Source organism: Micromonospora sp. NPDC001898, from assembly GCF_042891255.1.
Classification (GTDB): Bacteria; Actinomycetota; Actinomycetes; order Mycobacteriales; family Micromonosporaceae; genus Micromonospora.
The window spans coordinates 1-15896 of sequence record NZ_JBIATC010000025.1; the positions used below are offsets into that span (position 1 = coordinate 1).

Annotated in this window: 6 protein-coding genes and 2 pseudogenes; 5 read left to right on the forward strand and 3 right to left on the reverse strand. The window is 65.1% G+C overall.

Going from position 1 to position 15896, the window contains the following annotated elements; translation table 11 throughout:
- Nucleotides 1-93: 93 nt before the first annotated feature.
- Nucleotides 94-753, forward strand: a pseudogene (gene istB / locus ACFYZF_RS28220) (IS21-like element helper ATPase IstB); the annotation flags it as partial.
- Nucleotides 754-1158: 405 nt separating this feature from the next.
- Nucleotides 1159-1986, forward strand: a pseudogene (locus ACFYZF_RS28225) (IS5 family transposase).
- 284 nt (nt 1987-2270) lie between these two features.
- Here the strand turns inward: ACFYZF_RS28225 and ACFYZF_RS28230 are convergent.
- From ACFYZF_RS28230 to ACFYZF_RS28240, 3 genes are all read right to left on the reverse strand, one after another.
- Nucleotides 2271-3410: a hypothetical protein gene (locus ACFYZF_RS28230; protein WP_387025825.1), complete on the reverse strand. Its 1140-nt coding sequence runs from the start codon at nt 3408-3410 to the stop codon at nt 2271-2273.
- A 1-nt stretch (nt 3411) separates the two neighbouring features.
- Nucleotides 3412-4926: an AAA family ATPase gene (locus tag ACFYZF_RS28235; RefSeq protein ID WP_387025827.1), complete on the reverse strand. Its 1515-nt coding sequence runs from the start codon at nt 4924-4926 to the stop codon at nt 3412-3414.
- 159 nt (nt 4927-5085) lie between these two features.
- Nucleotides 5086-7488, reverse strand: a complete 2403-nt coding sequence (locus ACFYZF_RS28240) for a DEAD/DEAH box helicase (protein ID WP_387025829.1) — start codon at nt 7486-7488, stop codon at nt 5086-5088.
- Between the two features lie 466 nt (nt 7489-7954).
- Between ACFYZF_RS28240 and ACFYZF_RS28245 the strand changes: the two genes are divergently transcribed.
- The 3 genes from ACFYZF_RS28245 to ACFYZF_RS28255 are packed head-to-tail and all read left to right on the forward strand — an operon-like array spanning nt 7955 to nt 15895.
- Nucleotides 7955-11383 carry a helicase-related protein gene (locus ACFYZF_RS28245; protein ID WP_387025831.1) on the forward strand — a complete coding sequence of 1143 codons (3429 nt, stop codon included), beginning with the start codon at nt 7955-7957 and terminating at the stop codon, nt 11381-11383.
- 22 nt (nt 11384-11405) lie between these two features.
- Nucleotides 11406-14213, forward strand: a complete 2808-nt coding sequence (locus ACFYZF_RS28250) for a DUF1156 domain-containing protein (protein WP_387025833.1) — start codon at nt 11406-11408, stop codon at nt 14211-14213.
- Entirely contained in the window at nt 14213-15895 is a 1683-nt protein-coding gene (locus ACFYZF_RS28255; protein WP_387025835.1) for a DUF262 domain-containing protein, read from the forward strand. Before ACFYZF_RS28250 ends, ACFYZF_RS28255 begins: the two co-directional genes overlap by 1 nt.
- Nucleotide 15896 lies beyond the last annotated feature (1 nt).

Consider the following 15896-nt stretch of genomic DNA (forward strand, 5'->3'; position numbering starts at 1 on the left):
CCGCCTCGCCACCGCCAGCCGCATAGCCCCACGAGCAGGACCTCTACCCCGCGGCCAAACCCACAACGGACATGCCCTTCCGAACCACCCTCTGAGGAGTTCCTTATGGCCTGCCTGCAACGCGAGGTCGCCGCCCGAGAGGCCCACGGCGGTGAGGGACGCATCCGCGCCGCCCGGTTCCCGGCCCGCAAGGCTCTGGAGGAGTTCGACTTCGATCACCAACGCTCCCTCAAACGCGAGACGATCGCCCATCTGGGCACCCTGGACTTCGTGACGTCGAAGGAGAACGTCGTCTTCCTCGGTCCACCCGGCACGGGCAAGACCCACCTGTCCATCGGCCTGGGGATCCGGGCCTGCCAGGCCGGACACCGAGTCGCGTTCGCCACCGCCGCGCAATGGGTGTCACGCCTGGCCGAGGCCCACCACGGCGGCCGGCTACAAGACGAGTTGGTCAAACTCGGCCGCGTCCCGCTGCTGATCGTCGACGAGGTCGGCTACATCCCCTTCGAAGCCGAAGCCGCGAACCTGTTCTTCCAACTGGTCTCCAGCCGCTACGAACGCGCCAGTCTGATCGTGACCTCGAACAAGCCCTTCGGCCGGTGGGGCGAAGTCTTCGGCGACGACGTCGTCGCCGCAGCCATGATCGACCGCCTCGTCCACTACGCCGAGGTGATCTCCATGAAGGGAGACAGCTACCGACTCAAAGACCGCGACCTCGGCCGCGTCCCAGCGGCCAGCAAGACCGACAACTGAGTAAGGTCATACACGGCCAAGGGGTCCAAATTCAGATGCCGCCGCAGGGTCCGATTTCACGCGCCGACGACAGGTCCACTCGTCGGCGGTGGGCTCGCGGTACTCCGCGGCGGGCGGGTGGCTCGCCGTTGGTCGACGAAGGCGCGGTAGGAGCGGATGAGCTCGTCCTGGAACACGGCCAGGTAGGTCTGCGTGGTGCTCAGGCTGCGGTGGCCGAGGATCCGGGCGGCGATGTGGACGGACGACCGAGCGATCGGCCGCCCTACGCAGTAGAGCCTTCGAGCGCGATGCGAGGGGGTGTCGGTGCGTCAGCGCGCTGACGTGTCGCGTGGGTAGCGGCTAACAACTCCTAACTAAATGATGCTGGGCGTAACCGGTTGGACGTGAGGATCGTTCTGTCTGAACGTGAGGAGGGGTCAGCAGCCGCCGTGGGTCGTCTCGGATGAACTCTGGGCCGAGATCGAACCGCTGCTGCCGCCGCGGCCACCTCGCCGGCGCCGCTACCCGGGACGTAAGCCCCTCGATGACCGCAAGGTGTTGTGCGGAATCTTGTTCGTGCTGCACACCGCGATCCCGTGGGAGTACCTGCCCCAGGAACTCGGGTTCGGGTCGGGGATGACCTGTTGGCGCAGGTTGCGGGACTGGAACGACGCGGGCGTGTGGCAGCGACTGCATGAGGTCCTGCTCGGCAAGCTACGAGCGGCTGGACAGTTGGACATGTCGGGGGCGGTGATCAACGGCTCTCACGTGCGGGCGCTCAAGGGCGGCCCAAAACCGGTCCGAGCCCGGTCGACCGCCGCAAGCCGGGCTCGAAACACCACGTCATCACCGACGCGGGCGGCATCCCCCTCGCCGCGAGCTTGACCGGCGGCAACCGCCACGACGTCACCCAACTGCTGCCCCTGGTCGACAAGCTTCCCAAGATCAGGGGCATCCGAGGCAGACCCCGACAGCGACCACAGCGCATCTACGCCGACCGGGGCTACGACTACGACTGCTACCGCCGACAGCTACGCGCCAAGGGCATCACCCCGGTCATCGCCCGACGCGGCGTCGCCCACGGCTCCGGCCTCGGCGCCCGACGGTGGGTCGTCGAGCAGACCATCGCCCTGCTGCACTGGTTCCGCCGCCTACGCATCCGCTGGGAGATCCGCGACGACATCCACGAAGCCCTTCCTCACCCTCGCCTGCGCCATCATCTGCTGGCGCCGACTCCAACACTCAAAGAGTTAGGAGTTGTAATGCGCCTCCGGCGGGGGTGCTCCGGCTCCAGAACAGGGGAGGCCGTCCGCGGCCGGCCTCGCCTCCGCCGTTGGACTCCCTGCTTCCGACCAGGCGCATGGTGTGCTCGGCGAGCAACCGGACGTTGTGCCGAATAGGCAAGCCAGCGGTCGAACGACAGCTACTGGTGTCACGGCGCTATGCGGCGCCGCGGCGGCTGGTGGCTTTCCCACGACCGGCCGCAGTGCTGGCCGTAATGCGGCCGTCCTCGGCACCCGTCCAGGAGGCTGCGTAGATCAACCGTTCTGGACGGCCGTCTCCTCGATGGGAACGGCGATAGCCTCAACCACGACGTTCCCCATCGTCATCTGCCTGCTGAGCGCCTCTGCTCCGGGGTACACAAGCGCAGCGCGGTCAACGTACAGCCGGCTGGCGTAGGTGAAGAGTTGGTACAGCTCGGCTGTATTCGGCCACTCCTTCCAGGGCCGATACTTTGCGTCGTAGACGGCGACAGGCCGACCGCCACGCTCTACGACGAAGTCCGCCCAGCCTCGCCTTGCCGGGCCAATGTCCACCAGTGGGATGGGGTACTGGCTGTGCACCACCGCTTCCAGCTGGTGGGTCCTGAGCCACCGGCCGACATAGTTCTCCCAGATCTTGGTCATGTTGAACAGCACGCCGGCTCCCGCGAGCCCGGTACCAGCAGGCAGAGCGGTCCGGTGATCCAGGACAAGCCTCGCCAAGTCATGGATCTCCGTATACCGCGCTGGCGGTCTCGGTAGCTGCCGGGTCCCTTCCCGTCTTCCGTTGACGTTCCGAAACACGGGCGTGAGCTGACGTAGCCGAACTTCGAGTCGCTTGTCCTGGTAGGTGAGCTGGCAAAGTTTTCCGTGCGCAGAAGCGATGAGCTGGTTGAGCGCGATGTCCGCGGTGAGGCGCTGGACCGTCGTGACGAGACGATCGGCTCGGCCAGCGTGGGCGTTCAAATGTGCGGTGACAGCTGGAACTCCGGCATACGGGGGCCTGGCCACCATCGTTTGCTTGTATCCCTTGGCCAGGCCCTGTCCCGCGATCCGTTCAGCCTCGCGGACGAACGCCAACGCGATGAGGTCCATCAGACCAGAGCCAGCCTGGGCCGAAGTCGAGTCGTGGCGCAGCAAGGCCGCCTTGCTGCCTAAGCCGAGCAGAGCGGCTAAGTCGTGGAACGAGAACCTGCTCGAGATGTCCACGACTCGGCCGGTACGCAGGCGGAACCTACCGACATACGGCCCCGGCTGGATGTCGTACACCCCGGCTTGTCCGGTGGGCGCGAGCCGGTCGACGACGCGCGGCTGCTGAGTATTGTCCGCACTCCCCCGGGTCAGGCTTGCCAGTTCGCAGGCTTCGTCTTGGCTGAGCTGAACGGTGCGCGTCTCGTATTCGGTGAGCTCGATCAATTCAGGTGCGCTCCGCAATGAGCGCCCGGACATCGGCGTCGAGTTGCTCAAGCTCGCGAGGCCGGTCGAACCAGTGCTCCGCCAGGTACGGCCGGAGCTGGTACGACCAGATCTGTTCCGCCTTTGCCGCGTCAAAGCCCTCCGCCATCCAGTACGAGTGACCAGGGCTGACGGGTACGTCCAGCCCAACGCGATCCCGGATCAACCGGAACAGCCCGAGCGTAAGTTCTCTGTTGGCGGTCGGACGCGCATCGGCCCAGCGGCTCAGCACATCCTCGCTCGGCAGGACCGGGAAGGCGTGGAATCTACGACGAAGTGCGAAGTCCAGCAAGGCCAGACTTCGATCTGCGGTGTTCATCGTTCCGAGCACGAACAGGTTCTGCGGGACGGACATCCGACGCTGCGAGTACGGCAGGGTGACCGGTGAGTCACCCCGATACTCCAGGAGGAACATCAGCTCACCGAAGACCGCTGCCAAGTCCGCACGGTTCATCTCATCGATGACCAGCACGAACGTCTGGTCCGGCGCCTGCTGCGCGCGCTCGCACAGCTGAGAGAAGACACCCGGGCGCACCCGATAGCTCAGCGCGCCCTCGGCACCGACCTCCGGGCGCAGCCCTTCGACGAAATCTTCGTACGAGTAAGCTGGATGGAACTGGGCAAGTTCGATGTGTTGTGACGAGGTGGCCAGATGGCGGGCCAGGAGCCGAGCGATGTAGGTCTTCCCGGTGCCAGGGGGACCGTGGAAGACGGCCTGGCGCATCCCGGTGGTGAGCGCCGAGACCCACTCGTCGACCTGCTCTACCGGTAGGTAGCAGGCCGTGGCGACCTGCTCCGCCGTCATCTTCGCCTCGGTTGAGCTACTCACCGGCATTCCGTTGCTGGCCTCACCAGTGGCGTCCAGTAGCGACAGCAGGTTGTCCGGGCGAGCCCTGCGCATCATCTCCGTGAGGATCGCGTCGGCCTCCTGTGGCGTCACGCCGTGCTTCTCTCGCCACGCTCGTAGATCAGCGCAGAATGCCTCATAGCTGTCCAGGCTGTCCGCGCGGTACGACGCGTCTGTTTCGGTGGCCAAGCCGTCCATAGTCGCGTTGATGCAGATGCCGAACCGCTCCGGATCACGGAGGTAGAGCAAGAAGCTCGGCAGTGACGATCCGGCACCGGGCAAGATCGAACGGTCCCGGAACATCTGGCCCAGCACCTTCAGCGCGTCGTCGATCGATCCGCGCCAGAGCGGTACGAGCGTCTGGTTGAACCGCTTCGGGTTGCGGCCAAGCTTGGCCATGATCGCGCCGGTGAAGCCTGGCGTGAAGCGGTCGAATCGAGTCCGCCCTGCCTTTTCATGCTGGTTGAACAGACGACCGAGCTCGATGATGTGCTCGGTGGACATGAAGCCAAGATGCTCGTTGATGAACCGCCGCGCCGATTCCTCCGCATCACGCCGCGACTGCACGAACCGAAGACCAAAAGCCCGCCGTTCGTCGTTGATGATCTGCTCGGTCGTAGCGTCGATCACAGCTGCTCTTTCTCGTAGATCCGACAGGACGTCGACATTCGGTATCGGCGCCTGTGTTGGCACCGGCCATGCTGTGCGGCACCCCGCTCCTGCCAGCGTGCCCATTCAGCGACATGAGGCATCGGCCGGAAGCACCTGAGCTGCCGACGACAGATCCGGTCACTCAACTCCGACGGTTCCCGCAGATGCACGTTCGAAAAGGCGCTGACGCTCGGCGGCCAAGACCTCTCGGACAAGCTCGGCCTCGGACGAGTCCACGGCCTCCGGACTCGAGTCAGCCATGTCGCTGACCCGGGCGAACTCGTCGAAGATCCGCCTCTTCCCCGCCAGCAATTCGGTGATTCGCTGGTCGACGCCGTCCTCGGATAGGAGCCGGTGGACCTGCACTGACTGCACCTGTCCCATGCGGTGTGCGCGAGCGATGGCCTGCGCCTCGGTCGTCGGCTTGAGCTGCGGTTCACAAATGACAACCACGGACGCGGACTGGATGTTGAGCCCGACGCCGCCGGCCACGATCTGGGCCACGAGGACAGCGCCGTGCCTGGCGGACGAGAACTGGTCCACCATCTGCTGGCGTTGGCCGGCCGGTACAGAGCCGGTGAGTGGCCCGAACACCGGCCCGGGCAAAGACCGGGCGACGAGGCCGAGGACCTCCCTGAAGTGGGAGAACACGATGACCCGGCGCTCGTTCTCCTCCGCTTCGCGGACGATCTCGATCAGGCGCTGCATCTTGGTGGACTGAGATCCCTCGAGCATCGCCGCTTGGCGCATCTCCATGAAGTTCCCGCGCTCGACCGCGCCCCGATACCGCGAGCTGTCCGCTCCGGAGAGGGGTAGCCATTCCTCGACCTCGATGAGCTCCGGAAGTTCGGTCAGCACGTCCTCCTGATTGCGGCGCAGGTACGCCGGCGCGATCTGCCGGCGGAAGGTCCGCGGCGACAGGTCGCTGGCGTCCACGGTGAGATCCGGGCGTACGTAGGAGGCCAGGTTGCGGAACTCGTCGACCTTGTTCTCCAGAGGTGTACCGGTGAGCAGAATTGCGCACTCCGATCTTGCGACGAGTCGCTTGGTCCGGACCGTCCGCTGCGCTTGAGGGTTCTTGATGTAGTGGGCTTCGTCAACGACGACGCAGGCCAAGTCGCGGAGGTCCCGCAGCGCGCGTTCCCACCACGCCAGTGTCTCGTAGGTGGTGATGGCGACGCCGCCATCGCGCATCCACGTTCGGGCTGCGCGTTCGCGTTCCGGTCCGTGGACTCGGCATGCTCGCAGCTTCGACTTGGCGTCGACCTCACGGATCCAGTTGGTCACCACTGCGGCCGGACAGACCACCAGGAAATGGGTCTTGCCTCTGCTGCGCAGGTGCGCGAGGACCGCGATCGCCTCGACGGTCTTACCGAGGCCCATCTCGTCCCCGATGATGACCTTGCGCTGCACGAGGGCGAAACGGGCGCCGAAGCTCTGGTAGCCGCGCAGCGACGCCGTCAGGTGTTCGCCGTTGAGCGCCTGGTCGCGTACCGCCTGGATGATCTCTTCGGGGAGATCGCCGTGCGACGCGTTCTCGTCTTCGGTGACGAACCCCAGCTCGGCGAGCATGGCGAAGTAGTCGGCGGGGCGAGCGAGGAAGTCATCCCACGGGTCTGCGCCGACGTTCCTCCGGCCCGATGCGGACGACATGCCCAGCAGTTCGGCTCGCCGTTTGACGATCTGGATGCTCTCGGACAGTCCACCGGCCGCGAGTTGCCTGGTCGGGATCACAAGCAGGTGAGTGGTCTCGCTGTCGATCGCTGCTCGCAGCGGTGCGAGCTCCGATGCACGTTCGAGGTCCGCAGCCGCACCTCGGGTCTGCCGGCACGAGTCCCATTCGGCGAGGCAGCGCAGCAGCTGGGCGGTTTCGGGGTGACGGCGGTTGATGTCGATGCGGGCTGGCATCTCGTCGTAGGTCGTCTGCCAGAGGGTCTGTGCTGCGCCGAGCATGCGCCGAGCGGAGGTTTCGCCGACGCCCGGTAGCGCTTGGAGGGACCAGCCGCAGTCCAGTACCCCCTGCACCGTGCTGACCCCCGCCCCGGCGAGTGACCCCAGCCGGAGGCGATCGCGGGTAGCGGCCTTCAACGCATCCACAGGCATCTCATTCAGGATCCGTTGGACCTCGGCGCGTCTCACCTTCTCACCTGCGTCGTGGGCCGCCGATCTGTACGAGGCTTCGCCTGCGACGACCTTCGCGATGGCATCCAGCGCTTCCGGCAGCCCATCGATGACTGGCCGATCCAGGATCTCGGGTGCTGGACCAGTCCGCCCGGAGACGAGGTCGAAGCGGAGGTCAGGGTCGAGCAGCGTCTGGAACCCGAGCCGTCGGGGATCGACGGGCGCGGTGAAGGCGCCGAGCCGTTCAAGTCGACCAGCGCCGTCGCTCCGGAGGAATGCCGCATGGTGACTACGCAGTAACTCGCCGGCCGCCTCCGCCGACTGCTTTTTCGCCGCCCCTGCGAAGAAGCGACGCACCCCGAGCAAGGGGGCGACCTCGGTGACGGCGCGGGGTGCGTCCGCCGTGAGGAGGTGCAGCATCGTGCGGTCGGCAGCGGTTAGCACTGGGAGTGTGGCGCGCTCCCAGAGGCGCCTGACAACTCCGGCGTCACCCCTCCGGAGTGTGAGCACACGCCAGGCGACCTGGCCGGCTCGACCGACTAACACGCTCCGTGACCGCATAGCTTTTTCGTCGCGGCCGGCTGCATCTAAGACAGCCTGGCGCCAGTCCTGCACGTCCTCGGCACGGTGACACCACTGGCTGAAGTCCGCCGCGAGGCGACGAACCTCTTCGCGCTCTGTCTTGTTCATGCTCACCGCAGATATCGAGGGGGTTTAGGGACGGTATCGTAGTGCGCCCCTTACACGAACGGGACCTCCGAAGACAGCTGTCGGGAAGCCGACGCACGACAAGTGCAACACCTGCCGGTCTGTGCCGATCTTGAGCTCGTCAGTAGTGTCTGTGCTCATCTGTAAGCTTTGCGGGCTGTCGATCTGGAGGTGACTGGTGCGGCTCGAGGATCTCTCGTCCGGTCTCCGGGTGGCTGGCGTGGTCCCTGGCGAGACGGTCTCGGTGCTCGCCGCGCAGTGGCACGGCTCCGATGCTGTCGAGCTGACGTACAAAACCCTGGACGGCGGCCTGCGTCAGCAAGTGATCTTCCGGGCCGACGAGCCCAAGCTGAGCCTCTCTGACGCCGGCAGCCGTCCGTTCGACGCCGATGCTCAGGAGTTCCGGCTGGTCGCGGAGGCACAGCGAATCTCCTTGGCCGGGTTGTTCGACCCGATGCTGGCGGTGGCGACCAGCGACGTGCAGCCGTTGCCCCACCAGATCCGGGCTGTCTACGGCGAGATGCTCGACCGCATGCCCCTGCGGTTCCTCCTGGCCGACGACCCGGGCGCCGGCAAGACGATCATGGCCGGCCTGTACATCAAGGAACTCCTGCTCCGCGACGACGTAAAGCGCTGCCTGATCGTGGCCCCCGGCGGGCTGGTCGACCAGTGGCAGGACGAGCTGTTCTTCAAGTTCGGCCTGCGTTTCGACATCCTCACCACCGCCATGGTCGACGCCGCGCTGGGGTCGAGCGTCTTCGAGCAATATCCGCTGCTCATCGCACGGATGGATCAGCTTGCGCGCAACGAGGATCTAGCTGCCCACATAGACGAGGCGGAGTTCGACCTCGTCGTTGTCGACGAGGCCCACCGAATGGGCGCGAACTACTTCGGCGGCAAGCTGAACAAGACCCGACGTTTTCAGCTCGGTGAGAAGCTACGCGACCATACGCGCCATCTGTTGCTGATGACCGCCACTCCCCACGCGGGCAAGGAGGAGGACTTCCAGCTCTTCCTCACCTTGCTGGAGCGCGACGGCTTCGAGGGCAAGTTCAAGACCGGTGTCCACAACCCGGACACCAGCGGGCTCATGCGACGCATGGTCAAGGAAGACCTGCTCACCTTCGAGGGCAAACCGCTTTTCCCGGAACGCATCGCCCAGACCGTGCCCTACGAGCTCACCGCAGACGAGCAGGACCTCTACGAGCGGGTTACTGAATACGTGCGGGAGGGGATGAACCGGGCCGCACGGCTGGATGACAAGCGCCGCAACACGGTTGGCTTCGCGCTCACGGTGCTCCAGCGACGCCTGGCCTCCAGCCCCGAGGCGATCTACCAGTCCCTCGTCCGACGAGCCGAGCGACTCAAGCGTCGCCGTGACGACCTCATCCACGGCCGCGGTGTTGGTGACGAACCCGCCACGATCAACCCACGCGACTGGGACAACGACGAGTACAGCGCCGAAGAGGTCGAGCAGGTCGAAGAGGAGCTGCTCGACGCTGCCACCTCCGCCCGCACCATCGAGGAGCTCAACGCCGAGTTGGCCGACCTCGACAAGCTGATCCACATCGCCCGGCGGATCCGCAACCTCGACACGGATCGCAAGTGGGTCGAGCTGCGCAGGATCCTCGAGGACAACGAACTCATCCACCCTGGCGCCGACAAGCCGCGCAAGCTGATCATCTTCACCGAGCACCGCGACACCCTCGACTACCTTGCCCGCAAGATCCGCTCGCTCTTCGGCAAGCCGGACACGGTGCAGGCGATTCACGGCGGCGTCCGACGTGCCGACCGGCGTGCCATCACCGAAGAGTTCACCAAGAACCCGGCCTGCCAGGTGCTCCTGGCCACCGACGCCGCCGGTGAAGGGCTGAACCTCCAAGCCGCCCACCTGATGGTCAACTACGACCTGCCGTGGAACCCCAACCGGATCGAGCAGCGCTTCGGTCGCGTCCACCGCATCGGCCAGACGGAGGTGTGCCGCCTCTGGAATCTTGTGGCCGCCAACACCCGCGAAGGCGAAGTGTTCACTCGGCTGCTGCAGAAGGTTGAGGAGCAGCGCAAGGCCTACGGCGGCAAGGTCTTCGACGTCCTCGGCGCGGCCTTCGACGAAACGCCGTTACGAGAGCTCCTAATCGAGGCCATCCGGTACGGCGACCTCCCCGAGACCCGGGCCAAGATGGAACAGGTTATCGACGAGTCGGTCGCCCACGGTCTCAAGGAACTCCTGGAGGAACGCGCACTGACGCACGACGCCATGTCGGACGCCGACCTGGCACAGATGCAGCGGCTCATGGAGGAGGCTCGTGCCCGCCGGCTGCAGCCGCACTACATCGAGTGGGCCTTCCGCCTAGCCTTCCAGCGACTTGGCGGTCGGCTCGCGAGACGAGAGCGTGGTCGCTACGAGATCACTCACGTTCCTGCGGCTGTGCGCGCCGTCACCAAGCACGGTCCAGTCGCCACCCGCTACGAACGAATGACGTTCGAGCTCGACTGCATCGATGTGGCCGACAAGCCGCGCGCCGACCTACTCGCCCCCGGGCATCCACTCCACGACGCTGTGGCTGAGCTCACCATCACCCAGCTCCGACCAATCCTTGAGCGCGGCACCGTCCTGGTGTCGCCAAAGATCGAGGAGCCGGCACTGTTGGTGGGCGTGGTGGAGGAGGTCGTCGACGGCACCGGGGAGTCGATCTCCCGCCGCTTCGGCTACGCCTACGTTGACGCTACCGGCCAGGTCAGGCCCGCCGGCCCGGCGCCCTACCTCGACTGCGTGGCCGCCCCGCGGACCCCGGCTGTGGCCGCTGCCATGAAGCTGGCGTGGCTCGGTGAGGCCGAGTCCCGGGCTCGGACCTGGATCATTGGCCATCAGCTCAAGGACTACCTTACCCAGGTCTCACCTCGCCGGCTCGCCGAGATCGAGCGCACCCGGGTGCGGGTCGACCAGCGGTTGGCGCATGAGTCGAATCGGCTGATCGGCGAGGCGATGGCAGCCCAGGAAAAGGAGCAGGTCGGCGCGAAGCCGAAGGAGAGCTCCGACAGCCTGATGCGCAAAGCACAGGAACTCCAGGTCCGCCGCGAGTCGCGGCTGGCGTTGCTTGACCAGCAGGCCCAGTTGGTCACCCGGCCGCCGCGCATCATGACCGCTGCGCTCGTGCTGCCGTTGTCGATGGTTGATGCCGAGATCCCCGCCGACGCTCCCATCCACGCCAAGGAGACGAAGGCCGTCGAGCGGCGCGGCGTCGAACTGGTGCTCGCCACCGAGCGTGCGCTAGGCCGGGAGCCTCAGGAGCAGGCCTTCAACAATCCCGGCTACGACATCCTATCCATCCCCGCCGACGGGGGCCCCTCGATCCGCATCGAGGTTAAGGCACGGATCGAGGGTGCCGACGACTTCTATGTCACCCACAACGAGGTTGTCACCGGCAAGAACGCCGTCCCCCACTACCGGCTCGCGCTGGTCAAGGTCAGCAAGGTCGGCCCTGAACTCGACCAGGTACGGTACGTCGCCGACCCCTTCGCAGGCGTCGACTTCGGCGACCTCGCTGCGACCGGCATCCGGGCCAGTTGGGTGAAGACCTGGACCGCCGGCACCGCACCCTGCTGAGTTACAGAGCTAGAGGAAATTGATGAAGCGCAAGCTGATCGAGGTCGCTCTTCCGCTGGAGACGATCAACCGCGAGTCGGCCCGGGAGAAGTCGATTCGTCACGGCCACCCCTCCACCCTGCACCTGTGGTGGGCACGGCGGCCGCTGGCCGCAGCTCGGGCGGTCCTATTCGCTCAGCTTGTCGACGATCCGTCGTCGCGTCCGGAAGAGTTCCCCACCGAGGACGCACAGCGCGCCGAGCGCGAGCGGCTACACAAGATCATCGAGCGCCTCGTGGTGTGGGAGAACGTGCGCGACGAGCGCCTCCTCGCCGAGGCTCACACGGAGATCATGAAGTCCTGTGACGGCAACCCCCCGCCGATCCTGGACCCGTTCGCTGGCGGGGGCACCATCCCACTAGAAGCGCAGCGACTCGGCCTTGCAGCGCACGCCTCCGACCTCAATCCGGTGGCGGTTTTGATCAACAAGGCGCTCATCGAGATTCCACCGAAGTTTTGCAATCGACCACCCGTCTTCCCCGGCCTAACCGGTTCCGAGATCCGGACCTGGAGGGGCGCAGAGGGCTTGGCCGCGGACGTGCGGGCGTACGGAGCCTGGATGCGCGACGAAGCCGAGAAGCGCATCGGCCACCTTTATCCCAAGGCCACCCTGCCCGGAGGATCGGCAGCGAAGGTGGTTGCCTGGATTTGGGCACGGACCGTTACGTGTCCAAACCCCGCCTGCGGCATCGACATGCCCCTCGTGCGGTCGTGGTGGTTGCGCAACAAGAAGGAACGGTTTGCGTACGCAAAGCCCATCGTCGTTGAAGATCCCACTCATCCTTCGAGGCAACGGGTGAAGTTCGAAATTAGCGACGAGGAAGCATCCGCACCAACGGCTGAAAACGACGGCACAGTAGGGCGCAGGGGCGCGGTGTGCGTAAGTTGCGATGCTGCTGTCTCTCTAAGCTACATCCGCTCCGAGGGGCGCAACAAGCGGCTCGGCGTTCAACTCATGGCTATCGTGGCTGAGGGCATTCGGCAGCGGTTCTACCTACCACCCACGGAAGAACACGTTTTGGCAGCTGCTGTCTCAGCGCCCCGCGAGTCGGTAGAAGGAAGCCTTGGCTTCTACCCTCGCGACATCAAGGCGGCAACGTACGGACTCACTGAATTTGCTGATCTTTTCACAAATCGTCAACTGATGGCGCTGACCACCTTCAGCGATCTCGTGTCCGAGGTCCGCGAACTGGTGCTGCGCGACGCGTTGCAGGATGACGTTGTTGCGGAAGGTGAGCGTCTGGAGTCAGGCGGCACTGCCGCGTCCGCCTACGCTGACGCAGTCGCCACGTATCTCGCAATGGCCCTGTCGAAGATGGCAGACCGAGGATCATCCATTGTCACATGGTTCCTCGGACGCGAATCAACGCGAAATACCTTTGCGCGTCAGGCCATCCCAATGACCTGGGACTTCGTTGAGCCCAATCAGTTCGCCGAGGGAACAGGCAGTTGGAGCGGTGCGGTTCAATGGACCGCCGAGAGTATGGACGGGATTCGAGCAGCGGGTCCAATGGGCTACGTGACACAGGCAGATGCCTCTGCTCGCGACATGTCGGCGGGTCTTATCCATACGGATCCACCCTACTACGACAACATTGGATATTCGGATCTATCGGACTTTTTCTACGTATGGCTCCGGCGCTCGCTTCGGTTCATCCATCCGCAGCTCTTCAGCACGATGCTGGTGCCCAAGGCAGAGGAATTGGTAGCCAATCCTTATCGCCACGGCGGCCAAGACGGCGCGAAGGAGTTCTTCGAAGACGGTTTTCGGATTGTCTTCGCCAATGCGAGGGCGAGTGCGAGAAAAGATTTTCCTATCACCGTCTGGTATGCGTTCAAGCAGTCCGACGCCTCCGATGAGGGCACGACCTCTTCTGGTTGGGAAACCCTTTTGGACGGCATGATTCGCAGTGGTTGGGCCATTACCGCGACCTGGCCGAACCGCAGCGAGCTCAGCAATCGGATGATCGCGAGCGGGACAAACGCGCTCGCATCGTCGATCGTGTTGGCCCTACGCCCGCGGCCACATGTCGCACCAACGACGGACCGGCGAGGTCTGATCTCTGCGCTGCAATCGGAACTCCCTGACGCCCTGCGGAAGCTACAGCAAGGCGCGATCGCGCCGGTTGACCTCCCGCAGGCAGCCATTGGTCCCGGCATGGCCGTTTTTAGTCGATACGCAAAGGTGCTGGAGCCCGACGGTTCCCAGATGACGGTGCGGTCGGCGCTCGCGCGGATTAACGAGATCCTCGACCAGGTACTGACCGAGCAGGAGGGCGACTTCGACTCCACGACGCGCTTCGCAATCGCGTGGTACCGCCAGCACGGATACAACACCGGCACCTTCGGCGACGCCGACAACCTGGCGCGCGCCCGGAACACCTCGGTGGAGCGGATGGACCGCGACGAGATCCTGACCAGCCGTGCCGGCAAGGTCACGTTGATCAAGCCCGCCGACGCCCCGGACGACTACGACGTGCTCGCCGACGAGCACACGTCAACGTGGGAGGTCCTGCATCACACAATCCGGATTCTCGAAACCGTGGGGGTTCCGGCGGCCGGCGCGTTCCTGGCGGCTGCGCAGAGTCGTCCGGACGGGGCCGTCGACGCCGACCTGGTCAAGGAACTTGCCTTCCTGCTGTTCTCCGTCGCGGAGAAGAACGGCTGGACCAAGGACGCCATCAGCTTCAACGCTGTCGCCCAGTCCTGGGGTGACGTCGTTGACGCGTCCAAGGCCGCCCCAACATCTCACCAGCAGGGCGAGTTCGAATTCCCCGAGGGGGACGACTGATGCCGCTGAAGGCGCACGAGCATCCGCTGAAGAAGATCTTCTCGGCGGACTTCGACTTCACGATCCCGCACTACCAGCGGCCCTACGCCTGGGGCACCGAGCAGGCCCTGCAACTCCTCGACGACCTTGAGGATGCTCTCGTCCGGGATGCGACCGAGCCGTACTTTCTCGGTTCTCTCGTCCTGGTGAAGCCAGATGAGAACGCGCCGCGGGCGGACGTCATCGACGGCCAGCAACGTCTGACGACGCTCAGCATCCTGCTGGCCGTGCTGCGGGATCTCGCCAAGGACGATGAGGTCGCTGTCGTCCTGCGCGACATGATCCTGGAGCCAGGGGTGGCCCTTGATGGCATCAAGGCCAAACCTCGCCTGCTGCTGCGCGATCAAGACTCTGGGTTCTTCAAGACGTACGTGCAGACCCCCGGACGGCTGGACGACCTGCTGAATCTCAGCGATCATGCGCTGGCGAACGACAGCCACCGGGCCATCCGGGACAACGCCAAGGCATTGCGGGAACGACTGTCGTCTTGGACCGACGAGAAGCGCGACGCCCTTGCTGCCCTCGCCCGTAACCGGACCTTCCTGGTGGTGGTCAGTACGCCCGACCTGGCCAGCGCCCACCGCATCTTTAGCGTCATGAACGCCCGAGGTCTCGACCTCGAGCCCTCCGACATCTTCAAGTCCGAGGTGATCGGCGCCGTTGATGCGGCTCAGCAGCAGGAGTACGCGAAGGCATGGGAGACCGCCGAGCAGAACCTCGGGCGTGCGACCTTCGCCGAGCTGTTCCTACACCTGCGGATGATCGTGGCGAAGGCGCGCGGCCAGCGCGAACTGCTGATCGAGTTTCCCCAGCAGGTGCTCAACGCCTACACCAAGACCGGTAAGGCCACGAGCTTCGTCGACGACATGCTGATCCCCTACGCCACCGCCTACGCGCACCTGCTGAATCAGGACTACGACGAGCACGACACCGCTTGGTCCAAAGTCAACAACTGGCTTCAGCGCCTGGTTCAGCTAGACAACAGCGACTGGCGTCCGCCGGCCTTGTGGGCGCTGAAGAACTACGACGATGACCCGGTGTTTCTCGACGCCTTCCTACGCCGGCTGGAGCGGCTCGCCGCCAGCATGCTGCTGCGACGCGTCTACACCACCCCTCGGGTGACCCGGTACACCGAGCTGCTCAAGCAGCTCGACGCCGGCACCGGGATCGACGCGGCGGCCTTCGACCTCGGCGCCGACGAGCGGCAGGAGACGCGCGAACGCCTCGACGGGGAGCTCTACAAGGTGCAGCCGGTACGGAAGTACGTGCTGCTGCGGCTCGACGAGTTGCTGGCGAACTCTCCCGGTGTCTCCTACCACCACAAGATCATCAGCGTCGAACACGTGCTGCCGCAGAGACCTCGTACCGACAGCCAGTGGGTCGGGGACTTCACCGCGGATGAGCGAGCCCTCTGGACCCACCGCCTCGGGAATCTGCTGTTGCTCAACCGGAACAAGAACAGCCAGGCGCAGAACTACGACTTCGCCACGAAGAAGGAGAAGTACTTCGGGCCTGCGGCCGGCGTCACTGGGTTCGCCTTGACTACCCGGGTGATCATGGAGCCAGAATGGACGCCGGACGTGCTGGAGCGACGGCAGGCCGAGCTAACGGGGATTCTGGTCAAGGAGTGGGAGCTCAACTGAC

Bases quoted from the DNA above. Each gene is read 5' to 3' on its own strand.
- ACFYZF_RS28240 (WP_387025829.1), bottom strand. From the start codon at position 7,488: ATGCTGCACCTCCTCACGGCGGACGCACCCCGCGCCGTCACCGAGGTC.
- ACFYZF_RS28250 (WP_387025833.1), top strand. From the start codon at position 11,406: ATGAAGCGCAAGCTGATCGAGGTCGCTCTTCCGCTGGAGACGATCAAC.
- ACFYZF_RS28255 (WP_387025835.1), top strand. From the start codon at position 14,213: ATGCCGCTGAAGGCGCACGAGCATCCGCTGAAGAAGATCTTCTCGGCG.